At 32.7% G+C, this 26,558-nt stretch carries 23 protein-coding genes, 2 tRNA genes and 1 pseudogene; 7 read left to right on the top strand and 19 right to left on the bottom strand.

Going from position 1 to position 26,558, the window contains the following annotated elements:
• Nucleotides 1-50: 50 nt before the first annotated feature.
• The 6 genes from H3T80_RS03725 to H3T80_RS03750 form a co-directional block, all read right to left on the bottom strand.
• A complete protein-coding gene (locus H3T80_RS03725) occupies nt 51-689 on the bottom strand; it encodes a ketohydroxyglutarate aldolase (protein WP_065651934.1) in 639 nt (212 codons plus the stop codon).
• A gap of 18 nt (nt 690-707) precedes the next feature.
• A complete protein-coding gene (dapA, locus tag H3T80_RS03730) occupies nt 708-1,589 on the bottom strand; it encodes a 4-hydroxy-tetrahydrodipicolinate synthase (protein ID WP_198200116.1) in 882 nt (293 codons plus the stop codon).
• Nucleotides 1,583-2,179, bottom strand: a complete 597-nt coding sequence (locus tag H3T80_RS03735) for an SIS domain-containing protein (RefSeq protein ID WP_198200118.1) — start codon at nt 2,177-2,179, stop codon at nt 1,583-1,585. The genes dapA and H3T80_RS03735 overlap by 7 nt, the downstream gene beginning before the upstream one ends.
• A 75-nt stretch (nt 2,180-2,254) precedes the next feature.
• Nucleotides 2,255-3,514, bottom strand: a complete 1,260-nt coding sequence (locus tag H3T80_RS03740; RefSeq protein WP_065578058.1) for a PTS ascorbate transporter subunit IIC — start codon at nt 3,512-3,514, stop codon at nt 2,255-2,257.
• Nucleotides 3,515-3,531: 17 nt separating this feature from the next.
• On the bottom strand, nt 3,532-3,822 hold the full coding sequence (locus tag H3T80_RS03745) for a PTS sugar transporter subunit IIB (RefSeq protein ID WP_065578057.1): 291 nt from the start codon (nt 3,820-3,822) through the stop codon (nt 3,532-3,534).
• Nucleotides 3,815-4,279 (bottom strand): PTS sugar transporter subunit IIA, encoded by a 465-nt coding sequence (locus tag H3T80_RS03750; protein ID WP_198200120.1) that lies wholly within the window; start codon nt 4,277-4,279, stop codon nt 3,815-3,817. The genes H3T80_RS03745 and H3T80_RS03750 overlap by 8 nt, the downstream gene beginning before the upstream one ends.
• Nucleotides 4,280-5,030: 751 nt before the next feature.
• Here H3T80_RS03750 and H3T80_RS03755 point away from each other — a divergent pair.
• Both H3T80_RS03755 and H3T80_RS03760 read left to right on the top strand, forming a co-directional pair.
• The gene (locus H3T80_RS03755) at nt 5,031-5,702 is read left to right on the top strand and encodes a JAB domain-containing protein (protein ID WP_198200122.1); all 672 of its coding nucleotides are present in this window, start codon (nt 5,031-5,033) and stop codon (nt 5,700-5,702) included.
• A gap of 63 nt (nt 5,703-5,765) precedes the next feature.
• Nucleotides 5,766-6,926 (top strand): Shedu immune nuclease family protein, encoded by a 1,161-nt coding sequence (locus H3T80_RS03760; protein ID WP_198200124.1) that lies wholly within the window; start codon nt 5,766-5,768, stop codon nt 6,924-6,926.
• A 1-nt stretch (nt 6,927) separates the two neighbouring features.
• On the opposite strand, the gene H3T80_RS03765 is transcribed toward H3T80_RS03760, so the two are convergent.
• The 6 genes and pseudogenes from H3T80_RS03765 to erpA form a co-directional block, all read right to left on the bottom strand.
• Nucleotides 6,928-9,087, bottom strand: a complete 2,160-nt coding sequence (locus tag H3T80_RS03765) for a P-loop NTPase fold protein (protein WP_198200126.1) — start codon at nt 9,085-9,087, stop codon at nt 6,928-6,930.
• Nucleotides 9,088-9,223: 136 nt separating this feature from the next.
• Nucleotides 9,224-9,412: pseudogene (locus tag H3T80_RS12360) on the bottom strand (DNA-binding protein); the annotation flags it as partial.
• Nucleotides 9,399-9,581, bottom strand: a complete 183-nt coding sequence (locus H3T80_RS03770; RefSeq protein ID WP_370548108.1) for an Arm DNA-binding domain-containing protein — start codon at nt 9,579-9,581, stop codon at nt 9,399-9,401. The gene H3T80_RS03770 and the pseudogene H3T80_RS12360, both read right to left, overlap by 14 nt.
• A 232-nt stretch (nt 9,582-9,813) precedes the next feature.
• Nucleotides 9,814-9,889: transfer RNA gene (locus H3T80_RS03775), tRNA-Gly, on the bottom strand.
• A gap of 17 nt (nt 9,890-9,906) precedes the next feature.
• Nucleotides 9,907-9,994 (bottom strand) — tRNA-Leu (locus tag H3T80_RS03780).
• A 201-nt stretch (nt 9,995-10,195) separates the two neighbouring features.
• Nucleotides 10,196-10,534 carry an iron-sulfur cluster insertion protein ErpA gene (gene erpA / locus H3T80_RS03785; RefSeq protein ID WP_034914816.1) on the bottom strand — a complete coding sequence of 113 codons (339 nt, stop codon included), beginning with the start codon at nt 10,532-10,534 and terminating at the stop codon, nt 10,196-10,198.
• Nucleotides 10,535-10,692: 158 nt separating this feature from the next.
• On the opposite strand from erpA, the gene hemL reads away from it, so the two are divergent.
• The gene (gene hemL / locus H3T80_RS03790; RefSeq protein WP_198201127.1) at nt 10,693-11,985 is read left to right on the top strand and encodes a glutamate-1-semialdehyde 2,1-aminomutase; all 1,293 of its coding nucleotides are present in this window, start codon (nt 10,693-10,695) and stop codon (nt 11,983-11,985) included.
• Nucleotides 11,986-12,054: 69 nt separating this feature from the next.
• The gene (gene bcp, locus H3T80_RS03795; protein ID WP_198200130.1) at nt 12,055-12,528 is read left to right on the top strand and encodes a thioredoxin-dependent thiol peroxidase; all 474 of its coding nucleotides are present in this window, start codon (nt 12,055-12,057) and stop codon (nt 12,526-12,528) included.
• Between the two features lie 153 nt (nt 12,529-12,681).
• Here bcp and H3T80_RS03800 read toward each other — a convergent pair whose 3' ends face one another.
• On the bottom strand, nt 12,682-14,208 hold the full coding sequence (locus H3T80_RS03800; protein ID WP_198200132.1) for an MFS transporter: 1,527 nt from the start codon (nt 14,206-14,208) through the stop codon (nt 12,682-12,684).
• Nucleotides 14,209-14,687: 479 nt separating this feature from the next.
• Between H3T80_RS03800 and H3T80_RS03805 the strand changes: the two genes are divergently transcribed.
• Nucleotides 14,688-14,972 (top strand): helix-turn-helix transcriptional regulator, encoded by a 285-nt coding sequence (locus H3T80_RS03805; RefSeq protein WP_198200134.1) that lies wholly within the window; start codon nt 14,688-14,690, stop codon nt 14,970-14,972.
• Between the two features lie 285 nt (nt 14,973-15,257).
• Here the strand turns inward: H3T80_RS03805 and H3T80_RS03810 are convergent, their stop codons facing one another.
• Together H3T80_RS03810 and H3T80_RS03815 are read right to left on the bottom strand one after the other, a co-directional pair.
• Nucleotides 15,258-16,343, bottom strand: coding sequence for an AI-2E family transporter (locus H3T80_RS03810; protein WP_110447713.1), 1,086 nt, complete (start codon nt 16,341-16,343; stop codon nt 15,258-15,260).
• 49 nt (nt 16,344-16,392) lie between these two features.
• Nucleotides 16,393-17,910, bottom strand: a complete 1,518-nt coding sequence (locus H3T80_RS03815; protein WP_198200135.1) for a helicase HerA-like C-terminal domain-containing protein — start codon at nt 17,908-17,910, stop codon at nt 16,393-16,395.
• Between the two features lie 108 nt (nt 17,911-18,018).
• On the opposite strand from H3T80_RS03815, the gene H3T80_RS03820 reads away from it, so the two are divergent.
• Nucleotides 18,019-18,234: a YdcH family protein gene (locus H3T80_RS03820; RefSeq protein WP_110447711.1), complete on the top strand. Its 216-nt coding sequence runs from the start codon at nt 18,019-18,021 to the stop codon at nt 18,232-18,234.
• 384 nt (nt 18,235-18,618) lie between these two features.
• On the opposite strand, the gene mgtA is transcribed toward H3T80_RS03820, so the two are convergent.
• Nucleotides 18,619-21,327, bottom strand: a complete 2,709-nt coding sequence (gene mgtA / locus H3T80_RS03825; RefSeq protein ID WP_198200136.1) for a magnesium-translocating P-type ATPase — start codon at nt 21,325-21,327, stop codon at nt 18,619-18,621.
• A gap of 698 nt (nt 21,328-22,025) precedes the next feature.
• Between mgtA and H3T80_RS03830 the strand changes: the two genes are divergently transcribed.
• Nucleotides 22,026-22,712: a hypothetical protein gene (locus tag H3T80_RS03830; RefSeq protein WP_198200137.1), complete on the top strand. Its 687-nt coding sequence runs from the start codon at nt 22,026-22,028 to the stop codon at nt 22,710-22,712.
• Nucleotides 22,713-22,769: 57 nt separating this feature from the next.
• On the opposite strand, the gene H3T80_RS03835 is transcribed toward H3T80_RS03830, so the two are convergent.
• From H3T80_RS03835 to zntB, 3 genes are all read right to left on the bottom strand, one after another.
• Nucleotides 22,770-24,686 (bottom strand): DNA topoisomerase III, encoded by a 1,917-nt coding sequence (locus H3T80_RS03835; RefSeq protein WP_198200138.1) that lies wholly within the window; start codon nt 24,684-24,686, stop codon nt 22,770-22,772.
• A gap of 189 nt (nt 24,687-24,875) precedes the next feature.
• The gene (locus H3T80_RS12365; protein WP_110447707.1) at nt 24,876-25,070 is read right to left on the bottom strand and encodes a GNAT family N-acetyltransferase; all 195 of its coding nucleotides are present in this window, start codon (nt 25,068-25,070) and stop codon (nt 24,876-24,878) included.
• 426 nt (nt 25,071-25,496) lie between these two features.
• On the bottom strand, nt 25,497-26,498 hold the full coding sequence (gene zntB / locus H3T80_RS03845) for a zinc transporter ZntB (protein ID WP_181414658.1): 1,002 nt from the start codon (nt 26,496-26,498) through the stop codon (nt 25,497-25,499).
• Nucleotides 26,499-26,558 lie beyond the last annotated feature (60 nt).

A 26,558-nucleotide genomic window follows, 5' to 3' on the forward strand; every position in this document is an offset into this window, starting at 1 on the left:
CCTTCTTCCTTACTAAAAATATCAATGAATTACATAATTTATTAGTAATATCACGGATGTTTTTCCTTATATTTTTTTAATGCATTTGCAAGGCTAATTGCATTTTTACTTATTTCCTCAACCGATCCTTTAGTTAATAAGGAACCAATACCAATACATTCAATATCCGTATTTAGCCAATCATCAACATTTTCTAACGTAACGCCACCCGAAGACATAATAGGCACATAAGGCATCGGTGTTTTAATGATATTAACTAAAGATTTGCCATAATAATTTGAAATAGGAAAAGCTTTGATCATAGCAGCACCATTCTCTAAAGCCGTGACAATTTCTGTCATGGTGGTACAACCAGGCATATAGGGTATTTGATAACGATTGCATATTTTGCATACTGCTTCACTATAATTAGGTGCTATGATAAATTTGGCGCCAGCAAGAATTGCTAATCGGGCGGTTTCACTATCCAGTACTGTCCCTGCACCGACTAAAATTTTGTCACCATATTCTTGGTTAAGTTGCTGAATTATTTGCCCAGCGTTATTGTTTGTGTAACTAATTTCTACACAATCAATACCACCGGCTAAAATACCCTCAATGATTTCTTGAGCTCTTTTGAATGTTTCAACTCTAGCTATCACTAAAAATTTACTTTGTTCTAACCGAGTAAGTATATTGGTTTTAAACATGATAATTCCCCACTCTATTTATAAGTGATAATAGTTTTTTATCGTATTGACTATGTCTTGGTTATCATTTGGATTCGTGACAGGTAAGACAGGTAATCGAGGTACGCCAACTTCAATACCAGATAAAGATAAACTTTGTTTAAGAACAGAAGGAATGGAAGCATATTTTAAAATCCGGCGAAATTCTTCAAGAGATTGTTGCCATTGTTCAGCTTTATCTAAATTACCGGCAATAAATTGCTTATATATTTCAACATTGTTGGTGGTTAGTAAATTAGATGTAGCTGAAATAGCACCAGTAGCACCTATTTTCAATGCTTTTAGGATGAGGGAGTCAGAACCAGAAAGAACTGAAAACTCATCTCGAGATGTGTTATCTATATAGCCAGCAATATTATTAATATCACCACTACTATCTTTTATACCAATGATATTACTGATTTTAGACAGTTTAGAAACTAGCTCAAAGGATAAATTAATTCCGGTATTTTTAGGTATATTATAAAGTACTATTGGAATAGCAAGGTTTTCGGCAATCATTTTATAATGATTATATAATTCATTTTCTTTCAATAAAACAAAGTACGGCGTAATTACCGATAACGCATCCACCCCGACAGCTATCATATGCTTACCCAGTTTAATGACTTCGTCAGTGGAGTTACCACCAGCGCCAGCATAAACCGGAACTCTTTTAGCCACTATTTCTACAACTTTTTTAGCAAATTTAATTTTCATATCATTTTCTAAAACATGAAATTCGCCATTGGTTCCTAATACAAAAATACCTTGAACACCATTTGCAATTAATTTTTCAATTAAAATTTCTGTTGTTTTAATATCAATATTTCCAGAGGATTCGAATGGTGTAACCATTGCAGTTATAATTCCATTTAACATACTTTTTCTCCTCTTATAGAAGCACCTAAACTGCCACCTGGATGCCACTGATAATACATATTTTCGGTTAAACCTACGGATTCTTGAAGTTTTATTGATAAACACTGTAAAATAATGACTTCAGCAAGTATTGATATTCGCGGAGGTTTATTTAAGTTGTCCCCTTCTTGTTTTACTCCAGCAAATAAAAATATGTCACAGTGTTGAGCTAACCAAGAATTGTTATTTCCCGCAACACCAATAATTTTTGTACCTAGTTTTTGCAAAGTACAAATTGCTTTTTTTAACTCTTCAGTTTCACCACTATTGGAAATCGCAATCACGATATCACCAGGTAAAACTTGCCCTGCCGAACCATGAATAGTTTCAGTTCCATCTAAAAAATAAGCAGGTATTCCTATTGATGAGAATAACGAAGCAATATAATGAGCAACATAAGAAGGTTTACCGATTCCTGTAACATGTACCCGACTGCCTTCATTTTTTTTGCTGATAATTAAATACTTTGCTTTATTTAAATTTTCTTCACCAATATATTTAATATATTCTGACAATTCCGATTTGATACAATCAATATATTTTTCTAACATACAATTCCTCTACTTACTCAATGGTTTGAAAAAGATGATTACTTTTCAAATCATCTTTAATCAAACCCTCATACATTACATGGTGAAATGAAGTATTTTTTCCAATAAAATACCAACAACGTTGTAGTCAATATTTGGGAAGGTTGACCCTTCTATTCCCATATTGCCAAATATCGGATATAAAACGGTAGGTAAAAAAGCTAACAAGAGTCCAACCACAAAAGAACCTAACATAGCGCCACGCCAGCCACCTGTTGAATTACCAAATACACCTGCGGTACCACCAGAGAAGAAACAGATATGAGCAGCAGGAATAATGACAACAGGAAAATCCAATGCAACCATTATGGTTACACCAACTAAACCAGCAGCATAAGAACAAAGGAAACCGATAATTACAGCCGTTGGCGCAAAAGGAAATACAGTTGGAACATCCAACGCAGGACGTGAGTTTGGAATGAATTTTTCAGAAATAGAGACGAATGCTGAGGTGATTTCTGCTAAAAACATTCTTACACCAGTCATTAAAATTGACATTCCTGCAGTAAAAGTAAATGCTTGAATGAAAGGAAATACTAACCAATGTACTTTACCAGCTAATCCTTGAGTAAAGGTCTCACCTGCTTTAAATGCCGAAATATAGAACAAGACGAGCATAACAACTGCAACGCCCATTAAAAAATCGCGGAAGAAAGATAACCATTTAGGGAAATGAATATCTTCAGTTGTTTTGTCGCTATATTTGCTAAATACTTTACCTAATAAGCCAGAAAGTGCATATCCAAACATATTAAAATGACCGATTGCTTGCACATCGCTGCCAGTAATTCTTCGCATGAATGGTTGACATAATTGTGGCAATGCACTTGAAGCGAAACCTAAAATCGTTCCACCGATTAAAATGGCTGCAGTATTAGATAAACCATAAGATTTTAGGATTAGTGATAATACACAAGCAAAGAATAGACTATGGCCAGTGGTAAAGAAAATATTTTTAAATGGTGTGATTCTGGCAAAAACTAAATTCATTGCAAAACCTAATATTAGCGTAACAGATGTAACTAAAGCATATTCTGTTTGCGCCATACCAGCAGCTGCTTCTGGTGATGCAACGATACCAACAATATGAAAACCTTCTTGAAATAATTTATTAAAATTTTGTAGAGCACCTGTCATAAGAGCGCCACCAGCACTAAAAATTAAAAAACCAATGGTTGTTTTAAATGTGCCAGTAAAAACTTCTACCAACTGTTTCTTTTGGGCTAACAAGCCAACAAAGGCAACTACGCCGAGTAAAACAGCTGGAGTGCTAAGAAAACTAATTATAAAATCCATTTTAGACCTCTTATCAATTAAATTAATCCATCTTCTTTAAGAGCAAGCTCTAATTTTTCTTTTATTTCATTTTTATCCATAATATTTTTGATTCCGATAATACGTTGTGGAAGATTTTTCTTTTCTAAATCTTCGGCAACATCAGGTAACGTAATGATATATTTACCATTAAATCCAGGAACACCATCTAATGAAGAGTGCTCAAGGGCAATTGGAAAGGCATTTTCTTTGATGACTTCATTCAATTTAATTTTTAACATTAAACTTGACCCAACTCCTGCACGGCAGGCAACTAATGCTTTAATCATTTTCTATACTCCTTTCAAAGTTTTCTAAAAAATCTATAAAATCGTGCGGCTCTTTTACATCTTGTATAAAAGCTAAAAATTTCTCATCACTAAACAAAGATGCTAATTCTGATAATGCGGATAAATGTTCATCTCCGGTTGGTGAACTTAAGCTGAACAAAAACTTGACTGGGTCATTGGCTGAGTTCCCTGAAACGATAGCGTTCTTCAGTCTTGTAAATCCTATAGCAAGTTTTTTAGCGCCAGAATCCGATGGCGCATGAGGAATGGCAATATTTTTGGTAATGACAATATAAGGACCAATTTCTCTTAATATAGCGATAACTTTATCGACGTAATCTGTCGTAACAGCTTCATCACTGACTAATGGTGACATCGCTAATTCTATTGCTTCCTCAAAGCTACTAGCTTCAATATCAAGTTGAATATAAGAAGCTTTGATAAGTTTAGTTAACAAAGGTTTTCTCCTTTTACAAAATCCATTTCAATTTGATTATACGAAGGCCTTGATATTAGACAATGATTATTGGGATTACTTTTTGTTGAGAAAAAACAAATAAAAAACAAAATGTGACTCGTAAAAATAAAAAACAGATAACCGGAGATTCTGATTAAGAATTTTATTGTTACAGACAAAACATAAAGTCATTTAAATTTGTCTGGATTGTGCTTGATATTGATCGATCATCTACAACTAAGAGAAGATTAAATGCCGAATAATGACAGAATAACTAACGTTCATAGACGATATTAAAATAATAGAATCGCTTTGTTAGAGAACTTTTTATGTTTAAATATAAGCAAAAATTGAGAATTACTAGTCCAATATTATTGTAGAATCGAAGTTATTGACACCAAAATTATAGAATCAACAATATTTCGATAATCTTTTAGAGGAAAATGTTGGATAAAATAACTGAAATATTTCTTTATTATTGAATTTTTTGATATTTGAAATTGGAGCGGGAAACGTAACTTAAATGCTTAGTGTAACTAGTTGAAATAAAACAATACTTTGTTGTATGCTTGGTGCTTCCTGTGCTTAATTATGTACTTGTTTTTTTGATAATGCAACTGGCATCTATATTGAGTTTATCTTATTTAATTATATTTGATACTTAGTATTCTATTACCTGATACCACTCACTTACAATACGCGCTGATCTGTGTTATATTTTTATTCACTTCTACCTCATTATGAATAGCCAATGGATATAAAACTAGCCAAGAATGATAAACGTTATATAGATGGTACGAGTGATGTCTATAACATCATGCAACGAGTATTATTACGTGAAAACCAAATAGACCAAGAAAAGGAACATTTCTGGATTATTGGTATGAACGAAGCGGGCTATATCCTCTATATCGAATTAATTGCCTTAGGTACCGCTAAAACCGTGCCTGCTGAGCCTATGAACATCTACCGTGTTGCTGTAATGAAAAATGCTACCCGAGTAGTGGCTATCCATAACCATCCTTCAGGACGATTACCCCCCTCTGAAGCCGACAAAGATATTACTGACCGTTTAATTCAAGTGGGGCGTATATTAAATATAACCTTTGTCAATCACCTGATTATTACACCTATTACCTATGTTAGCTTTAAAGCTGAGGGTTGGATGGATGAACTAGAGAAAAGCCTTAAATATGTTCCTACTTATCAGGTAATTGAGCAGATTAGGAAGGAAGAGCAGAGGATTGCTAGAGATAAGATAAAATTTGCTCAGGATAAAACTAAAACAGTAAAAGATAAAGCTAATGCTGAAAAGAAAGTACTTATAAATGCTTTATTAGAAAAACAAGTTTCTATTGAAAATATTGCTAAAATATTAGAGGTTACTCCCAAGCAAGTCAGTAAAATTATTAATATGCAATAAGAAAATATTAATTAATGATTCCTTGTAATCAGGAGAATTTTGACTCAATTTATAGGAGTAATAATGGATAGTTACCAAAATCCTAAGATAGGTAAAACTTATATTAGCCCTGCATTATCAGACTTCCATAATAAAGAAAAAAAGATCAGAATTGCTACTAAAGCCTTATTGTCAACAGGAGGTTGGGAATATGCAAAAGAGCATGATGAAATCATATTACGTAAAAAAACTGATGCTGCAACTTGTATTAAAGCAAAATTTTTAGAGGATAATAGGCAAACATTTGTACTCACAATACAGAAATTTATAATTAATGATGAAGATACAGGTACTCCTTATGGCTCAGGATTTTCTTTTGTTGGAGATGAAATAGATAAATTTTGCGAGTTCTTGCATCATATTCAATCAATAAAACTTAAAACAAATAATTCTATTAATATTTCAGACGAAGAATTAAGAAAATTAACGTTAACTTCTAGTCAAGCAGAAAATTTAATTTCAGACAATGAAGAACTATTTGCAGAAGTAATTCGCCATGCCATAACTAAAAAAGATATCGTTACCATTGCATATAGGAAAAAACAATTAGAAACGTTTAGAAAACTACTGGAAGATCAAGAGTACTTTAATAACCTTAAAATTAGAAAAAATTGTAAAGATGAAGCGCTTTGGCAAATGTTTTTTGAAAAAAACCCATGGATATTTGGATATGGTTTAGATTATATTTACACCTCTAATTTAGATGATAAGCGCCTTGAACAAGTTGTACATGGCTATCAAGTTTCACAACATGGGAAAAGGGTTGATGCATTATTAAAAACAAGGGCATTCATTTCTACTTTATGTTTTGTTGAAATCAAAACACATAGAACACAACTGCTTCACAATATACCTTATCGTTCGGGTTGTTGGGCTCCATCAAACGAATTAACAGGAGCTATCGCACAAATACAAGGAACGATTTCCTATGCACAAGAATCTATTTTTGGAAAACTGACCTTAACAGATCAAAATGGTTTTCCTACTAAAGAAGATGTATTTAATTTTCGACCTAGAGCTTTTATTGTTATTGGTAACCTTGAGCAATTTAATGGTGAATACGGAATAAATCAAGAGCATATCCGAAGTTTTGAGTTATATCGTCAAAATATTTTTCAACCAGAAATAATAACTTTTGATGAACTATACGAACGGGCAAAATACATTATTGCAACAAGTGAATAATTTATTCACTTGTTATTTCAGCCTCTTTTGTAATATATTTATGTAACCATATAAATTGCTTAATAAAAAGAGTACTTTTTTCTTTAATATCATCATAATCTCGGGGAAAATCATCTTCAATTGACTCGAAGAAAGAAGGAAAATATTTCTCCAGATTTTCTATGATAATTTTTGTATCTAATACCTCAGCTAAATGATTATACTGTTCTCTCTCAAAATTTGATTTATGGGGAAGTCCTGACTCCATTCCCCATGATGTGGGTACGTAAGACTCAAGGATGCGAACAAGCACCAAGTCATCTTTTAAAATTTGTTTTGTTATATAATCATTAGCAAAATTATGATTAACATACTTATTCAAAATATAAAATATATAAGAAACTAAATTAGGATAAACTAATGTAATATCTGTATCTCCAAGTTCTTCTATAATGCTATTCCCTAAATGCTTTCCTATTATATTAATAGATTCATCTGAAAACGCTTCTTGCTCTGGTTTATCGTCATCCTTTCTTTTTAGCCATCGGAAAATTTCAAGTTTAAAATCAAGAGACGGTGAATTATCAATACAATCACAAGCTAATTTTTCTCGATTATTAATTGATTGATTTTGAATTAAACTACTAATAAGCATAGCTGCTTGAGCAAAAGGATTTAAAAATCTGTATAAAGTGTCTGGATTAGGAAATAACTGATTTTTCTGGGCTATAGCAATAGCTAGTGAGTAGGATGAAGCCTCATTTAAATCTACATCTCTTTGTCTCAACTTTCTTATTAATGTTTCAGCATTATCAGTATTTAGAATATCATTGAAAGGGTTTTCACTTTCATCAAAAGACAAATTAAAATTTTCACATTTATATATCAATTTGTCTATTAACTTATCAGAAACATCATTTCTAGGAATAGAATAAGTAAAATACCTAGAAAAATAGTGTTCTGAACAAATCCGTTGAGCATTATTCCAATTTTCGTACCAATCAGAACCATAATTCCTATTTCCATAAACAGCTTCTAATTTAGGAAATAGTTTTTTTAGTAAATATATAAAACTTTCCTTATTTATATTTTGTGCTTTATCAAGTGTCCTATCAATAATTTTTTTAATATGGTCTTTTTCCTGTTCATTATTACTATAAATATTACTCGTGAATGTTCCAGTAAAAAGTTTCTTATTTGTTCTCAATAACTCATATAGTAATGGACAAAATACTCTAATACCCTCTATTAACATTAAATCAACTGGATTAACTTCATCTTTTAGAATCGGAAGTGCAAATAATAAAATATTTCCATAAAGTTTAGCTTTTCTTGGGGTAGTCAGACAATCATCAAAAGCATAGCTAAAACTATTTACGAAATCTTGTATTTGTACTTGTGAGAGATCAATCTCTGCGAGTCTTACTGCTTCATCTATACCTTGAAAGCAAAATTCACGTAATACTTGTTTTTCAATACTTGGTAAATGAAGCGGAATTTGAATAATTTTTTCTAAAAATGCTTCTCCTGCATTATGCATAGTGCTGGAATATCTATCTTGCAACGATGTAGCCACTACGTCTTTATCAAAAGCTAAAATATATGAAGTGTATTTAAAATCTGCAGTCAATTTAACGATTCTAAAAAGAGTATGAATTTCTGTTTTTTCAAGACGATCTACATCGTCTATTAAAACTAATATTCTTTTTTTTGCATTTTGAAGTTCATTTTCAACTCTTTTTCTAAGTTCATTTATATCTATAGTAGATATAAATGAACTCACAATGTTGCCAACACCTTCAACACCAGCTAATGAAGTAACATCTGATGCTGTTCTTTTTACAAAAGCCTTAAATTTATCGCCTGTTGTAACTAGTTCAGTATCTAATGCATCGGCAATAGTAAAAAAGAATCCGGTTAATAACTCTTCTTCCGTTCCAAATCTCCATGGGTTAAATTTTATACAAATAACATTGTCATTTTTTTCAAGAGATTTCTCAATAAAGTTGAGTACAGATGTTTTACCATCTCCCCATATTCCATAAAGTCCAATAACTATACTGCTCGGGTCGGTTCTTTTAGATATAACTTGAGCAACTCGCTCTGAAAATGCCCAACGAGAAAATCTGTCTTGCTCTTTTGCAATAACAGGTGAGTCAGAAGAATAGTTTGTACTGTCCATATTTCATTTATATCCTCTTAATTTAATATAAATAGTTTTATTTACATTACAAAAAATTACTTTTTTAATATTTAGTAAATTTCTATAAATTAGAATAAAGCATCTTTTCAATATAAAGTATATTAATAATATTATTCTAGTTTGTGTAGTTATCTTGACCATAAATTTGTTTTACATACCTTCCCCTGCCATCGCCATGCCCCAAATCCATCGACACTTTAGCCAATGTTTCTTGTTCGCTATAGCCTTGTTATAGGTAGTGATCTATTTGCTCTTAAGTAAAGGCATAACGTATACTATGGGGTGAAATCTTACCCGTTAAACCCAAACGAAATACGCTGTTGCTTATATTGCCAATAAAACCGAAAATGCCAGCGCTTAGCGCCACTGGGTTCAATCCGTAATCCCAAACCACGCCCATCAAACAGCGTATATACAGACGACTTCGCCTTGGCAAGGCGAATACCTAAATTCGTTAAACGACTCATACTCATATCCTCTTGATAAAAGATAAAAACGAAAAAAGAAAGTAAAAAATAGAAAACATCAAGAGGTCGACCTACGACAAAATGAAGTAAAATCAGACTAAATTAGATAATGAGTACCGAAGTACTTAAACGTAGTATATTTGAGCGTACTTCAATGGCTTTGCTTGGAAAGATGAAAGACGTAACGCCTTGATTATCTGTAACTTGCAGACGTTTTGGACATCTGTATATTAATAATTGGAGCGGGAAACGAGGTTCGAACTCGCGACCTCAACCTTGGCAAGGTTGCGCTCTACCAACTGAGCTATTCCCGCATGAGAAGTGTTTTAAATGGTGCCCGGGGCGAGACTTGAACTCGCACGGCCAAAAAGGCCGAGGGATTTTAAATCCCTTGTGTCTACCGATTTCACCACCCGGGCTCAAAACTGAGTTCCGAAAGGTAACTGCGTTTTGGATGCTGTGCATTTTACCGTTCTTAATTTTTACGTCAATAGAAAATTTAAAATAATTGTCTAATTGCTCAATGTTTGTCACATTTAAGGGAATTTTTAATCAATTCCCTTAAAATTCAGTTTTCCTAGGATTAAGAATCAAAAATTTGATTAATAATCTGACTTAAATTAAACGCTAAATGAAGAACCACAACCACAAGTAGTAGTTGCATTCGGGTTATCGACGACAAATCGTGAACCTTGTAAACCTTCAACATAATCTATGGTGCCACCAACTAAATATTGCAGACTCATCGGATCGATAACCAAAGAAACACCATTTTTTTCGATAGCGAGATCGTCTTCATTTACTTTTTCATCAAATGTGAAACCATACTGAAAACCACTGCAACCACCACCAGTTATATAGACTCTCAATTTTAGATTCGGATTTTCTTCTTCTGTTACTAGAGATTTAACTTTATTTGCTGCCGCATCAGTAAAGTTAATTGGTAACGCATCGCTCATTTTATTCTCCTACTTTTATTACTGTTATATTATATACCTTTGAAAAAAGAAAATACAAAACGAAAACGTCGATTAGATAAATTTGCGTTAGCTAGCTTGAATTTAGCTTAATTTTGTGAATAAATACCACAACCTTAATTATAGAGATAATCATGATTATGCATAACACCTTTAAATCTGAAAAACTTTACCGTGAAGCATTAGCTTTTATGCCTGGTGGTGTTAACTCACCTGTACGAGCCTTTAATGGGGTTGGTGGTACGCCATTATTTATAGAAAGAGCTGATGGTGCTTATATTTATGATGTAGATCAAAAAGCTTATGTTGATTATGTTTTATCGTGGGGGCCGATGATTTTAGGACACAATGACCCTGATGTTGCCAATGCTGTTATTAATGCGGTACGCAATGGATTAAGCTATGGTGCGCCAACTGAGATTGAAACTAAAATGGCCAATCTAGTGACTGAGCTGATGCCATCTATTGAGATGCTGCGTATGGTGAATTCAGGAACTGAAGCGACTATGAGTGCTATTCGCCTTGCTCGGGGTTATACCGGCCGTGACAAAATTATTAAATTTGAGGGGTGTTATCATGGCCATGCAGATTATTTATTAGTTAAGGCAGGATCCGGAGCACTAACTTTTGGTCACCCTACTTCACCAGGTGTTCCTGAAGATTTTGTTAAAAACACTTTAGTTTGTGATTATAACGATTTAGAATCCGTCAAAAAACAATTTGAGCTGTATCCCAACGAAATAGCGGCAATAATTATTGAACCAGTTGCTGGTAATATGAATTGTGTACCAGCTAAAAAGTCTTTTTTACAAGGATTAAGAAGCTTATGTGACAATTATGGTGCATTACTGATTATTGATGAGGTAATGACAGGCTTCAGAGTAGCTTTAGGCGGTGCTCAAGAATATTATGGCATTGTTCCTGATTTAACTTGTTTAGGTAAGATCATTGGTGGTGGAATGCCTGTAGGCGCTTTTGGTGGTCGTTCGGAAATAATGAAAAAATTAGCACCTACTGGCCCAATTTATCAGGCAGGTACACTTTCTGGTAACCCAGTTGCAATGGCAGCCGGTTATACTACTTTGAAGAAATTGATGGATGTTGGTATTTATCAGGAATTAGAAGAGAAAACTTCTTACTTAGTTAATGGCCTATTATCGGCTGCAAAACGTTTTAATGTTCCTTTTATTGTCAATCATGCCGGAGCTATGTTCGGTTTTTTCTTTACGAATGCTGTAGAAGTGAGCAGTTATAAAGATGTTATGAATTGTGATATTGAATTATTCAAAAAATTCTATCATCATATGCTCGCTGAAGGCGTTTACTTTGCACCATCAGCTTTCGAAGCAGGTTTCATGTCACTTAGGCACACAGATAAAGAAATCAATCATACGATTGATGTAGCTAGTCGTTTTTTTAAGAATTTAAGTTAAATTGATAAAATAAAGTAATTTATACCCATAGCGATTAAAATTTTAAACTAAAACATAGGTAATAAATTTATGGTTAATCCGATAAAAGAAGGTGAAGAAGCACCTCAATTTTCTCTACCTGACCAAGATGGTGAACTAGTAAGTTCCAATGATTTTGAAGGTCAGCGAATTTTGCTCTATTTTTACCCAAAAGCGATGACACCAGGTTGTACAGTACAAGCGTGTAATTTACGTGATAGTGCTGACGATTTTAAAAAATATAATGTAGTTGTTATTGGTATTAGTACAGATAAACCAGAAAAATTATCACGTTTTGTTGATAAAGAATTATTAAATTTTACCCTACTTTCAGATGAAGATCATAAAACTTGTGACGCTTTTGGCGTTTGGGGTGAAAAAGAATTTATGGGAAAAACTTATGATGGTATTCATCGCATAAGTTTCTTGATTGGTAAAGATGGTAAGATCGAAAAAGTTTTCGATGACTTCAAAACCGCCAACCATCATACTGTGGTTTTAGATTATCTTAAAAACCATTATTAATTTTTCAACTAAAGCCGATTATCCAATTAATCGGCTTTCTTTCGCTTTTCATATTATTTATCTTTGCAAAATTTGATCAACCATCAATAATCAGCTCATAACGACAAATCGCCATTGTCATTATGAATATTTATTCTAAAAATTATACATTATTTAATCTAAATTCTCTTTTATTTTCAAAAGCAGTAAACAAAATAAACTAATTATTACACTGATAATGGTTAATATAATTAAAGTACCATTAAAGGCTTTATGATAACTACCAATAATATCACTAAGCATAATTGACTGCATATCTGTCGGAATATTAGATAGTGGTAAGGCAAGATTCCCACTAGCCACAGAAGTTATCCAGTCATTGATTTCATCGACTGATGAACTATATTTTATTAATAGATTTGGTAATACATCATTAAGCTTAACAGATAATAATGAGCCATAAAGTGCAACAGCGATAGCTTCACTACCTAATCGGAAGGTGTTTAATAAGCCAGCTGCCATACCGGTCTGGTCAGGATTAACACAGCTTAACGCTAGACCATCAACAAGTCCTGCAGTTAGCCCCATACCTGTTCCAATCATAAATAAGGCCAAACAGATCAGATATATTAACCCATCAACACCACCACCAAAAAATAATAAAATTGCGCCCAAAATCATTAAAGCTAAACTAACAATAATAATAGATATTGCAGATATACCACATGAAACAATTTTTCCAGCAAGCAAAGGACAAAATAACACAGGGACCGTCAATGTGATCATAATTATACCAGCATAAGTGGGACTAAATTGCATCACCCCCGTTAAATAGCTTGGGTAATAGGTAAGCAAAGTAACAAAGCTAAAACTTGCAACAACAGGCACAAGAATCAACCCCATGTATTTTTTATTTTTTAATAAATTGAGATTCAAGACTGGATTGGTAATAGATTTTTCATAAATTACAAAGGTAAAGACCAAAAGAATCGTCATAGCTATTAATAGTAAGGTTTTTAAATTTACCCCACCTTGTTCAGTGCTGTTGCTAATAAGAAGCATCAACAAAAACAAAGCTATAGTGAAAATTATTGAACCAATTTTATCAAATGGAGTTTTATATTTATTTAAACTATCTTTAGTAATAGCTGGCGTCATAGATATAACTATTGTCAAGACAACAGTATGTAATATAAAAATAGCACGCCAGCTAAATATATCCAATAAAAACCCAGAAATTGTTGGTCCAAATGTAATCCCTAAACCTGCCGTGGTGCCAAAAAATGCAAAAGCTTTAGTTCTCTTCTCACCACTAAATGTTTTGATGAGTATAGCACTTCCACATGAAAATATAGCTGCACCACCAACACCTGCGAAGCCTCTAGCTATATCCAGCATTAGAGGGTTGATAGAGATAGAGGATAATAAAGAAGCAATTGTGTAAACCATGGCGCCAATTATAAAGACTCTTTTATGACCAAAATTATCAGCAAATGCTCCCCACAATAAAGTAAAACAAGCGAAAGTTAAATTAAAACTATTAACAATCCATTGTAGTGAGGTTGAGTTAGCAGAAAGATTTGCACCAATAAAAGGCAAAGCAATTGCCGTTCCTGAAATGGAGGTTGGCACTACAAATACAGCTAGTAATATGGAGGTTAAAACAATGGTTGTTTTAGAGTTTTCAATCCTTAAGTTCATATGTCAATTCTCTAGAAATATTTTATAACTGGTTAAAAATTAAATCTGAATGGGTAATCTATTAGAGAGCATCAAAAAACGATTCTTTAATACAAAAAAGCATATGCATTAGGAATGTAGACTTGCCAAAATAACATAGCAATAGATAATAATTAGGACTTTAGGTTTTGTATTCGTTAAAAATGACTATTTCCTTGATTATTACACTTTGCAATTTAAAACTTTTACCTAGTTTTATTCAACATAGTCTTTATTCCTTTACTATTTCAAGCAATATACTTAAAATTTTAATTCTGTTTTAATGACCTTATAATACTATCGGCAGATAACGTTCCATTAATATGATAGGTTCGATAATTATCGAACATGAATATTATTAATCTGCTTTTTGCTCATGTCAATTTTTTTTGATATTAATGATTATTTTTTGACGAAAGTATAATTTTAATTAAATAAGAAAATGAAGTTATAAGAATAAAATGAATTTAATTCAAATATTTAAAGCATTAAGCGATCCTAATCGCTTATTGATCATTAAAAGTCTAATAGAAGATGAACCTGGAGCTGAGCGACATTGCACATCATTTGGATTGCAATTAACAAGGGCGACTCGCTCACATCATTTCAAAATCTTAAGAGAGGCAGGACTGATATCACAGGTAGACAGGGGAAATTGTTCTCTAGCAACTTTAAGACGCGAGGAAATTGAAAAAAAGTTTCCTGGATTATTGGAATTAATTTCGACTAACTGGCAACCTATGTAAAAGAATTAAAGTTTTCTTATAGTAATATTTAGCAATAACATTTTAAAAATTATTTTTTTTAAAAAAACTAACTTTCGCAAAACCTTTTATTTTCAAAGAGTTTATACATCTGTAAAATATTTAAAAACTGACAATACAGCTTTTTGAATAATCTAGAAAGCAAAAAACAGTATTCCTATTAAATAATTTCAATATATAAGAGGCAATAAAAAGAGATCCTCTAATTAGTCTAAATCAAAGCCAATCAAACCATTATTAATTTTTCAACTAAAGCCGATTATTTAATTAATCGGCTTTTTTTTCGCTTTTTATATTATTTATCTCTTCAAGATTTGGCCATGCATTAATAATGGCTTTAACTAATGTCGCAAGCGGTATGGCAAAAAATACACCCCAAAATCCCCATAAGCCGCCAAATATAATAACAGCAACAATAATAACCAATGGATGAAGATTGAGTTTTTCAGAAAACAGATAGGGAACCAATAAATTACCATCAAGAGCTTGAATTAGAATATAGAAGAAAATTAAATAACCAAATTGTGCCGTGAAGCCCCATTGAAAGAGTGCGATTAATACCACCGGAATACTAGAGATAATAATACCAATATAAGGGATCAGTACGGAAAGGCCAACTAAAACAGCTAATAATAAGCCATAATCTAAACCAAAATACCAAAATGGGATATAAACACAGATAGTTAATATAACAATGTGTAAAACATTGCCGACTATATAGTTGGAAATTTGCATATCCATTTCAGAGGCGACTTTATTTAATATGGTACGATTCTTAGGCAATGCCTTAGAACAGTAACCCCATATTTTCGCTTTATCTTTCAATAAGAAAAACATAATAATTGGTACTAAAACTGCATTAATGGCCACTGAAACTAAACTAAATAAAGAACTAATTGAAAACTGTAATAGTGAATTGCCTGTTTGCACAACTCTACTGGTTATACTCTGAATTATTGAATCGAATAGACCAACATCAATTAATTCAGGATAGTGTTCTGGTAAAGATGTAATAAATTTATTTGCAAAATTCAACATATTGGGAATATTAGTGATTAAGCTAACACTTTGTTGCCAAATTAGCGGTAACAAAATCATAATGCCGGTTAATCCGACAAACATAAATAGTAGCAGCACGATCACGACGGCTAATGTATGAGGAACCTTTTTGCGTTGCAAATAATTAACCGGCCTATCGAGTAGATAAGATAAAACAATCGCAATTAAGATAGGTAGTAAAATTTTGTTGAAGAAATAGATGATAAAAAATAACACAATGATAACAATCAGTAACGATACCACATGAGGATCGCTAAAGCGTTTTTTATACCATTCAATAAACAATTTTAACATCTATAACTCCTTCTTGTTGTTTTATTAGTCTATTTGTTGTTAATTAAACTTACTTTTTAAAACCACCCAATATCCCTCGAGTAATTTGCCTGCCTATTTGATTAGCGACTTGCCTAGTGGCACTTTTAGCTACGCTTTGCACGACACCATCATATTGCCCGCCCTTAGAGCCTTTCCAACCAAAAATAAGTGATCCTAGAAAATCCATTACTCCACCATGTTGGTCGTTATTTAATTGATTCTGCTCTGAATTTATCTCTGCAGGATGTTGATTATTTTCGCTATTGATCGTGAAACCTTGTTTAAGTTTTTCATAAGCTGATTCACGATCTATAGTGTTTGAATATTTAGAATAAAAGCGGGATTGATGGATTATTGCTAATTGATCTTCTAAAGTCATGGTTCCCATTTTCGATTCTGGAGCAATTACCATTCCCCTTTGTACTACATTAGGACGCCCTTTTTCATCTAAAAATGATATTAATGCCTCACCAACCCCAAGTTCCATTATCGCTTTTTCTGTATCAAAGTTTGGATTGGATCGCATGGTTTGCGCTGCTACTTTAACCGCTTTTTGATCTTTAGGTGTAAAAGCTCGTAATGCATGTTGAACGCGATTACCTAGTTGGCCAAGAATAGTTTCTGGAATATCGGTTGGACTTTGTGTAGCAAAATAAATACCAACACCTTTAGAGCGAATAAGACGAACAACTTGTTCGATTTTTTCTAATAAAGCTGGAGAAATATCATTAAATAATAAATGAGCTTCATCAAAAAAGAATACCAGTTTCGGCTTATCAAGATCGCCAACTTCTGGTAAATGCTCAAACAATTCAGATAACAACCATAATAAAAATACTGAATATAGTTTGGGCGAATTATAGAGTTTATCTGCTGATAAAATATTGATAATGCCACGACCTTGTTCATTAACTTGTAGTAAATCATTAATATCTAACATAGGTTCGCCTAAGAAGAATTCGGCACCTTGCTGTTCAAGAGATAATAATCCTCGTTGTATTGCACCGATTGATGAAGCACTAATATTGCCATATTGCGTGGTAAATTTTTTGGCATTATCACCAATAAACTGTATTAAGGTGCGTAAATCTTTAAAATCAAGCAATAACAGACCATTATCATCCGCTATTTTAAATACAAGTTGTAAAACGCCTGATTGAACATCATTCAAATTTAATAATCTAGCCAATAAAATAGGACCAATATCGGAAACCGTACTACGAACTGGGATCCCTTTTTCAGCAAATACATCCCATAACGCTAAAGGTGATGAATCAGGGCGCCAATCAGTTACGCCTATATTTGCCAATCGTGATTGTAATTTGTCAGATAGTACCCCTTTTTCTCCTAAGCCAGTCAAGTCACCTTTAACATCAGCAAGAAAAACCGGTACACCAATTTGCGAAAAATTTTCTGCTATCTTTTGTAGGGTTACAGTTTTACCGGTACCTGTCGCACCAGTTATTAAACCATGGCGATTTGCCAACGATGCAAGGATGTATAAATCATTACCTTCACTTTTTGCAATAACGATCTTTTCACTCATAAACATCTCCCGTTCAAAAATTGCTATTAAAACAATCAAGAATATTGTAAGCTGAAATAGTAATAACTGCTATTGTTATTATTTTAACTCATCTTGTAAGGGGGCAGTATGTTTCCAGAATATCGTGATTTAATCTCTAAGTTAAAAAACACTGATTTACATTTTCAAAAACTGTTTGAAGAACACAATCAACTCGACCAAAAAATTAAGAATATTGAAACGGGTATTACCGTTGATACTTCTGAAACGATTGAAAGTTTGAAAAAACAGAAATTAAAATTAAAAGACCAAATTTATGAAGTTTTGAAAAAAGCAACAGCCTGATATTTCAAAACAATAATCTTGATTAATTCTACTTTAAGCTATAAAAAAACCCCAAATTATGGGGTTTATCTCAATTTATCTTTTGCCTCTAATCTACCGTTTATTGTTTATTGACTTGTTCTTGTGCTTTTTTCAATTTACGGTTTTTAATTAGTGTAATTAAATTTTTGTGTGGGGTTTTCATTTTTTACTCCTCTTGTTGTTATTGTTAAATGAATGCTCCTTAAAATATTTTAAAGATGCTGATTAAATGTATAAATATTAGTTTATTAATAATAATGTTTAATCGCTTTTTCAATGATGTCATTACTATAACATAATAGTTCGATATTTATACATTTTTTAGTTAATGATGTAAGCATAACTTACATCAAGGATATTATTTTAGAACCATTGTCCAAAGCGTTTGATGTAAATCTTTTTCATTATTTGGGCAACAACACAGTAACTCAATAATGTTGCAACCAACCATGGGAAATAGGACCATGGTAATGGTTGAAGACCAATTAAGCTGCCAATTGGTGAAAATGGAATATAAATACCCACCGCCATAATTAGCATAGTCATAACAATCACTGGGAATGCTGCTGTGCTTTGAATAAATGGAATTTTTTGTGTTCTTAGCATATGTACTACTAAGGTTTGGGATAACAATCCTTCGATAAACCAACCTGAATGGAACAGCGATTCAGCTGCTACACTATTAGCACCAAAGACAAACCACATTAATGCATAAGTTGTAATATCAAAAATGGAAGATGTTGGGCCGATCCAGATCATAAAGCGTCCAATATTTGGTGCATCCCATTTACGTGGTTTTTGTAAAAACTCTTCATCCATCTTATCCCATGGTAATGATAATTGTGAAATATCATATAACAAGTTCTGGATAAGTAAATGAATCGCCAACATTGGTAAGAATGGTAAAAATGCACTCGCAACTAATACCGAGAAAATATTACCAAAATTAGAACTTGCCGTCATATTAAGGTATTTCATGATATTACCGAAGGTTTCACGACCACATATTACCCCCTCTTCTAATACCATTAAGCTTTTTTCCAGCAAAATAATATCGGCTGATTCTTTAGCAATATCCGTTGCAGTATCCACCGAAATACCAACATCGGCATCGCGTAACGCTGGAGCATCATTAATACCATCGCCTAAAAAACCAACTGTATGACCGTTATCTTGTAATAATCGAATTATGCGAGATTTTTGTAACGGAGTTAACTTAGCAAAAATAGTACGTTGTTCAATTTCTACTTTTAGCTCTGCATCATCCATTGTTTCAATTTCAGTACCTAATAAAGGAATACCAGGCTCTAAGCCAACTTCACGACACACTTTAATAGTGATAATTTCGTTGTCACCAGTTAAAACTTTAACCGCAACACCATGTTCATTTAATGCAGAAATAGCCTCATAAGCACTCTCTTTAGGTGGATCTAAGAAGGTTAAGAAACCACGAATAGCCAATGCTTTCTCATCTTGGACATTGTATTGTGTTTTAGTTTGTTCAGCTGAAATATCTTTGACGCCAACAGCTAATACTCTAAAACCATCTTTATTATAGTTATGTGCCAGTTCAATTAATGCTTGTTTGCGATTTTCATCCAACGGTAAATATTCACCATTTTCATAAACGAAATCCGAAATAGATAGCATTTCTTCAACTGCACCTTTACAGATCATTAAGTGATTATCATCATTGCCTTGCACAACTACAGATAAACGACGACGAACAAAATCAAACGGTAATTCATCAATCTTACGATAAAGACCAACGCCGACTTTTTTAACACTGGTTTTTTCTTCAGCAAAACGGATGATTGCTTTATCCATCAAGTTTTTCATTCCGCTTTGGTAGTAACTATTAAGCCAGGCAAGTTGTAAAACAGCGGGATCAACTTGGCCATTAATATCTAAATGGTGTTCTAAAATAATTTTATCTTGGGTTAATGTGCCAGTTTTATCAGTACATAAAATGTCCATTGCACCAAAATTTTGTATTGCGTTTAACCGTTTAACCACCACTTTGCGTTTTGCCATTCCTACCGCACCTTTGGCTAGGTTGGCGCTAACAATCATAGGTAACATTTCAGGCGTTAAACCAACCGCCACTGCTAAGGCAAATAATACAGCTTCTCCCCAATCACCTTTAGTAAAACCATTTATCAATAATACAATTGGAACCATTACTAACATGAAGCGAATCAATAACCAACTTACGCTATTTACGCCCCGATCGAAGGATGTTTCAGCTCTGGAACCTACAATAGATTTTGCTAACGAGCCAAAATGCGTATCTGCACCGGTAGCAACAACAATCGCTTTTGCAGTGCCACTGACTACATTGGTACCCATAAAACAGATATTATTGACATCAAGAACATTATCTTTATTAATTTCAGATGGATTCACCTCTTCTGACGTTTTTTGTGATACCGCACCTAAGGTATCGTATTTTTCAACTGGAATTGATTCACCGGTTAATACTGCTTGGCTGACAAATAGATCTCTTGATTCGATTAAACGAATATCCGCTGGAATCATATCGCCGGCAGATAACAATACAATATCACCCGGGACAATATCACTTAGAGGCACTTCGATATGTTCAGCTGGCATATTTTTATTTGGCCGACGTAGAACTGTAGCTGTGGTTCGAATCATCGATTTGAGTGCCTCGGCAGCTCTATTTGAGCGAAACTCCTGCCAAAAACGGAGTAAGCCACTTAATGTTACCATGGTTAAAATGATAATAATGCCTGTTAGATCAGTCTCTTCACCACTTTGTAGTGGTAACCAATAGTCAGTCACAAAACTAACTATAGCTAATGTCAACAAGACAAAAATAAATGGATTTTTGAATGCTAGTAACAACTGAACAAAAGCCGAAGGAACTTTTTCCCGAGCTACTTCATTTTTACCATATTGTTCCAATCTTGATTTTGCATTTTCTTGGGTTAAACCAGAAAGGCTTGATTGAAATTTAGATAAAATGTTATCTAGACTGTTTTGAGCTTCCTCAAGTGCTTTTATAGTTAAAGTATTTTCTGTCTTTACTTTAAATTTGTTTTTAATCATAGTTGGTACCTATCTATATTTTTTAGACAAAAGAAACCTATTCCTTAGTTAAACATAACAAGGCATTAATAAGTTTTAATTGACCAAAATTTAAATGCAAAGCAATAAGTAGCCAATAAAGCTAATGCTTGGCACGAAATAAAATTATTGAAAAATAAATTTAATTAAGAATTAGATACAACTAGGTGGCTCTAAATGTTTATCAGTAAGATACAATACTCGTAAAAGTACTTTATGAGCACAATGATGTTTTGAGTTTGTGTGATAGCGTGTAGAAAATTGCATATCGTTCACCGTTACCGTTTTTATCAATTTCGGCTCGTGAACTGAAAAAATTACTATTTAGACAGGTTCATTAACCGATAATGATGTGTTTGAATTTATCTCCCCACATTTTGGGGTGACCCGATTGAGTGTCCATATTTCTCCTGTAAATTGAACTCATCACTTTGTATTTCAACTTTTCTTAACCATCATTTTTAACCACCTTATAGTTAAAAAAGTAAGAAAAGCTCAAAGGCGAGCACTTTATACGCTTTTAAATTTAAGAAGTCAACATAATATGTAAAAATAGACTTATAACTGCCTAAAAACAGCACTAATAATGCGGTTATTAAAAAATATTGTATAGAATTAATACCTGTTTTATACAATATCAGTTACAATTGCCCAATTGTCATCAACATTGGTTAATCTGAATGGATCTTACACAACTATTACAAGATAATTGGTTTAATTTATTTCTTATTTTTACACTCTCTTTTGTTGGCTTTATTTATAAAAAAAACACGCCAAAAAACTACTTTGACAATATTATTAAATATGCAGATATTTTAGAAAAAGCACCACAACCAAATTATCAAAAAGATTATTTAAATAACATTAAGAAGAAACTAATTTGGGAAAAAGTCTGCTTCTATAAATCAGGTAATATTAATAAAGAGAGAATTGCTATCTCATTGGTTAATGCGGATAAACATAACATTATTGAACTATTACAATTAAATCAATTCACTCAATATTTTGCTATCAAACAAAATCGAATTACGCTACTAAAACCTTTTTTAATTAAAGAGGTAATTTTAAGTGCCGCTGTTTGTCTGTTTACATTTATTATGTTAATAACCAATTTGCATACTATCTTTAAATCAGCTTGGATTATTAATGTGATTATTTCTCTATTAACAATTTTTATTATGATTTTTATAGTTAGTCAATTTGCTAAAGGACCATTAAAAAGATTAAATACTTATCGATTAATTTTGAAGGATAGTGACTTTTTAAACAGAGCAAATCAAGAATTTACGAATATACTTGCTGAAAATCACGAACTAAATGAGTCTATCGTTTCACAAGAAGTTGCAAATGAAGAATCAACAGAGTAACTAAAATTGTTTAGATTTATCAATTAAAAGGATAATCAATAATTGCGATATTATCGATTATCCTTTTTTCATATTTGGGGATGCAGATTGAATTTTCAATCGTGAATGTTTTAGTTGTTCAACCAGACTCAGCAAAGATGAATTTAATTGATACATAAACTGCTGATAGCTAAACTCCTTTTTACTAATTTCTTCTAGTTGTAACTCCCAATGTGCAGTCATATCTGGCATTGAGACACTTTCGGGCAATGATAGAATTAAATTCTGACCAATTGGTGTTGAACGTATTGATTTACCTTGTCTGGTCAAAAATTGCCGTTTGAATAAAAGTTCAATTATTCCTGCTCGTGTCGCTTCAGTGCCCAATCCATCGGTTTCGCGTAAGATTTTTTTTATCTCAGGATCTTTAACAAATCTTGCTATACCCGTCATTGCTGAAAGTAAAGTTGCATCGGTAAAAGGTCGTGGCGGTTGTGTTTCTTTACTGAGTAACTCTGTATCAATACATTGTACTAATTCGCCTTTTTTAACTAATTTGGTTAATAAACCATTATTCTCGTCACTATCTTTATCACTCTCGGCTTGATAATTTTTACTTCTAAATAGAACTTTCCAACCTTCATCTAACATTTGATTGGCTTTAGAAGTAAACTTACCACCACCAATATCAACATCTATTTGTAATTCGGCATATTTATAAACAGGATAAAATTGTGCCAAATATTGTGTAGCTATCACTTGATATACTGCTTGCTCGTTAGAAGATAAATTATCCATTTTGGTTTTACGTAAAGTTGGAATAATGGCATGGTGTGCTTCAACTTTTTTATCATTCCATGCTTTAGAACGTAGAGTGAAATCAGCATCATTAACCGCAGTTTGCAGTTCTAAACAATTATTCTCGATGGCGGCTTTTACACCATTAATCTGTTTTAAATGCTCTTCTGGTAAAAAACGACAATCTGAACGAGGATAAGTAATTAACTTATGTTTTTCATATAAAGATTGGCAGATATCAAGTACTTCTTGCGCACTTAAACCATTCCTTTTTGCCATTTCAATTTGTAGGGCCGATAAATTAAACGGCATTGGTGGCGCTAATTCTTTCTTTTTGTTACTGACTTTATCAATAATGCCCGACTGATCTTTTATTCGTTGGCAAACATTTTCAGCCAACCGTTTAACCAATACACGACCTTCTTCATCCTGATAAGGCGCACAAGCTTCACTTGGTTGCCATTTGGCTTTAAATATTTCGTTATGTTTGGTTTGCAATATAGCAAATACTTCATAGAATGGTTTAGGAACAAATTGAGTTATCTCTAAATCACGCCTAACGACTAAGCCTAAAATAGGAGTTTGTACTCGGCCAATTGATAAAACACCTCGATAACCATTACGTTGACCAACCAGAGTACAGACTCGGCTCATATTCATGCCATACAGCCAATCAGCCCTCGCTCGAGCTAATGCCGAGGTGGACAAAGGAATAAAGTCTTGATTACTACGTAACTGTTCAAGTGACTTTTCAACAGCACTGGCATTTAAATCACTAATCAAACAACGCTGGATAGTTTTACGTTTTTCCGGTGTTAGCTGACAATAGTTTAGTACTTCATCCACCAATAACTGCCCTTCTCGATCTGGGTCACCAGCATGAACAATCTGATCTGCAGATTTAATCAAATCCACTAAAATATTGAATTGCTTTTCAGTACTACTTTTAGGCATCAATATCCATTTATCAGGTACTATAGGCAAATCATCAAGTGCCCATTTTTTATATCGTTCATCATATACTTCAGGTGTGGCTTGTTCTAGTAAATGGCCAATACACCAACTAACAATATCACCATTACTGGCTTTTATAAATCCATTCCCTTTTTGATGAGGTTTCGGCAAAACATCAGCAATAGCCCTAGCTAAGCTGGGCTTTTCGGCAATAAATAAGCGAAAAGATTGATTAGATTGCATAATAATTATTATTAATCATAAATTTTAAACGACGTACCCATTATCTGGTTTATTTAAACTATAACTTAATTTGCTAGTAAGCTTAATAGCAGCCTGATTACTTGCATTGCAATAAAATGATATATGATTTAGTAACCAAGCTAAGATCAGCTTTGCTGAACTAATTAGCACTCGCTCCTCGCCTTTCACCTATTCTATAGATTCAACGTCTATTTTCATAATCTCATTATTAGCAAAATAAGATAATATATCTGCAACTATAATTTCATTTGTTAAAATGAGAAGTCTTACGCCAGCATTAACCAATTTTGCATAGAAATTGAGATTGTTACACAACTTTTTAGTCCATTCAAGTCTAAGAATTTGCTGAAAATAATTTAGCAATTAGTTTTAGTTGATAATTTTTTCAGCAATTTTGCATGAATAAAGATTCATCTATTTATAGTAATTAACAGATTTATATGAAAGCTGTAGCCAATTATTTTTTCATCACTATAGTTATAGGTGCTTTCAATTAAATTTTCCATAATTTATTAATTGGAACAATGTTAGTATCATCCTTATTATATCTTTGTGAAATATAACTAATCAGTTAAGGTTTCGGTTTAACATCTACAAAACAAGCAACCAATATTGATTACTACAGAATTAGCTTGTAATTTGTTATCTATATAAGCATTGCTTAGATCTCTTTTCATATCAGCGGGTAAAAGTGTTTGTGGTACGCTTGCAAATAACAACTTTATTTTCTGTTTATTCCTAATTTCATGAATATTTACCATTTTTTATTTATTTTAAAAGTCAGTCCCTTTACCACCATTTTTTTAGCTTAAGCCATAAAACAGAAACTATGCTAATCACAATTAATAGTAGAATTAAGCCAATGAAAGACCACTCTTTTTCATTGAAAGGAATACCAGCCAAATTAACCCCAAGTAAACTTGTTATAAATGTAATTGGCGTAAAAATAATGGTAAATAGTGACATTAAATAGATACGCTTATTGGTCGATTCAGCCAAAATACTATTTATTTGCTCCATAACTGAACCAATCCTGATTAGGCAACTATCAATTTCAGAAACATAATGATTTTGTTGATTGGAAATATCATGAAGCCGTTGACGATCATTATCATCAATCCAAGATATTCTTTCGGTGGAAATTTTTACAAAAATATCACGCTGTGGCGAAAGTAGACGACGCAGTATGAAAAGTTGTTTGCGCACCCTACCGATTTCTTTATGGGAAAATATTCGCTGATTTAATAATAAATCTTCTAATTTTATTATTTTATTGTGAACACCATCAAAAGATAAATTCACTTGATCACATATTAATTCTGAAAGTTGTATCAGCCAATCGGCAACATCAACAGGGCCAATACCTTTTTCTAAATTTTCTTTTAATTTAATGATTGCATCTATTTTTTGATGTCTGGTTGAAATGATTAAATTATCGGTGATATAAAAACGAAAAGTAACAATAGGATCAGGTAATTCATTTGGAGTAAAGTTTACCCCTTTCAAGACCACTAAAATACCTGAATCACAACGGATCTCCTTTGGAAATTGATTAGCTTTAATCAACTCATGTTTAACAAGTTCCGGTATTAAATTTGTTTGATTAACCCAATTAATAGTTTCAGTTTTAGCAAAATCCAGATGAATCCAATATGGTTGCTTAGTAGAAGCTTTAGTTTTATCGTTTAAAGGATTTGCTTTTCCTTTACCATCCAATTGGCAACTAAAAACAGGTTGTGCTGCAAGTAGATCTGAAACCAGAATAGAGTTATCACTATTTTCGTTAGTCATCATCAGCCCCATTTATTAAGTTTGCTTAATTATATACTGATTTTGCGTTAAAATGCAGCG

The organism is Gilliamella sp. W8145, from assembly GCF_016101145.1.
GTDB classification, from domain to species: Bacteria; Pseudomonadota; Gammaproteobacteria; order Enterobacterales; family Orbaceae; genus Gilliamella; species Gilliamella apis_A.

Coding starts and splice junctions, on each gene's coding strand:
- H3T80_RS03760 (WP_198200124.1), top strand. CDS start 5,766: ATGGATAGTTACCAAAATCCTAAGATAGGTAAAACTTATATTAGCCCT.
- H3T80_RS03765 (WP_198200126.1), bottom strand. CDS start 9,087: ATGGACAGTACAAACTATTCTTCTGACTCACCTGTTATTGCAAAAGAG.
- H3T80_RS03830 (WP_198200137.1), top strand. CDS start 22,026: ATGGATCTTACACAACTATTACAAGATAATTGGTTTAATTTATTTCTT.
- mgtA (WP_198200136.1), bottom strand. CDS start 21,327: ATGATTAAAAACAAATTTAAAGTAAAGACAGAAAATACTTTAACTATA.
- H3T80_RS03725 (WP_065651934.1), bottom strand. CDS start 689: ATGTTTAAAACCAATATACTTACTCGGTTAGAACAAAGTAAATTTTTA.
- H3T80_RS03815 (WP_198200135.1), bottom strand. CDS start 17,910: ATGAGTGAAAAGATCGTTATTGCAAAAAGTGAAGGTAATGATTTATAC.
- H3T80_RS03805 (WP_198200134.1), top strand. CDS start 14,688: ATGAATTTAATTCAAATATTTAAAGCATTAAGCGATCCTAATCGCTTA.
- H3T80_RS03740 (WP_065578058.1), bottom strand. CDS start 3,514: ATGGATTTTATAATTAGTTTTCTTAGCACTCCAGCTGTTTTACTCGGC.
- H3T80_RS03835 (WP_198200138.1), bottom strand. CDS start 24,686: ATGCAATCTAATCAATCTTTTCGCTTATTTATTGCCGAAAAGCCCAGC.
- H3T80_RS03755 (WP_198200122.1), top strand. CDS start 5,031: ATGGATATAAAACTAGCCAAGAATGATAAACGTTATATAGATGGTACG.
- H3T80_RS03810 (WP_110447713.1), bottom strand. CDS start 16,343: ATGTTAAAATTGTTTATTGAATGGTATAAAAAACGCTTTAGCGATCCT.
- H3T80_RS03820 (WP_110447711.1), top strand. CDS start 18,019: ATGTTTCCAGAATATCGTGATTTAATCTCTAAGTTAAAAAACACTGAT.
- bcp (WP_198200130.1), top strand. CDS start 12,055: ATGGTTAATCCGATAAAAGAAGGTGAAGAAGCACCTCAATTTTCTCTA.
- H3T80_RS03735 (WP_198200118.1), bottom strand. CDS start 2,179: ATGTTAGAAAAATATATTGATTGTATCAAATCGGAATTGTCAGAATAT.
- H3T80_RS03770 (WP_370548108.1), bottom strand. CDS start 9,581: ATGAGTATGAGTCGTTTAACGAATTTAGGTATTCGCCTTGCCAAGGCG.
- hemL (WP_198201127.1), top strand. CDS start 10,693: ATGCATAACACCTTTAAATCTGAAAAACTTTACCGTGAAGCATTAGCT.
- dapA (WP_198200116.1), bottom strand. CDS start 1,589: ATGTTAAATGGAATTATAACTGCAATGGTTACACCATTCGAATCCTCT.
- H3T80_RS03800 (WP_198200132.1), bottom strand. CDS start 14,208: ATGAACTTAAGGATTGAAAACTCTAAAACAACCATTGTTTTAACCTCC.
- H3T80_RS03745 (WP_065578057.1), bottom strand. CDS start 3,822: ATGATTAAAGCATTAGTTGCCTGCCGTGCAGGAGTTGGGTCAAGTTTA.
- zntB (WP_181414658.1), bottom strand. CDS start 26,498: ATGACTAACGAAAATAGTGATAACTCTATTCTGGTTTCAGATCTACTT.
- erpA (WP_034914816.1), bottom strand. CDS start 10,534: ATGAGCGATGCGTTACCAATTAACTTTACTGATGCGGCAGCAAATAAA.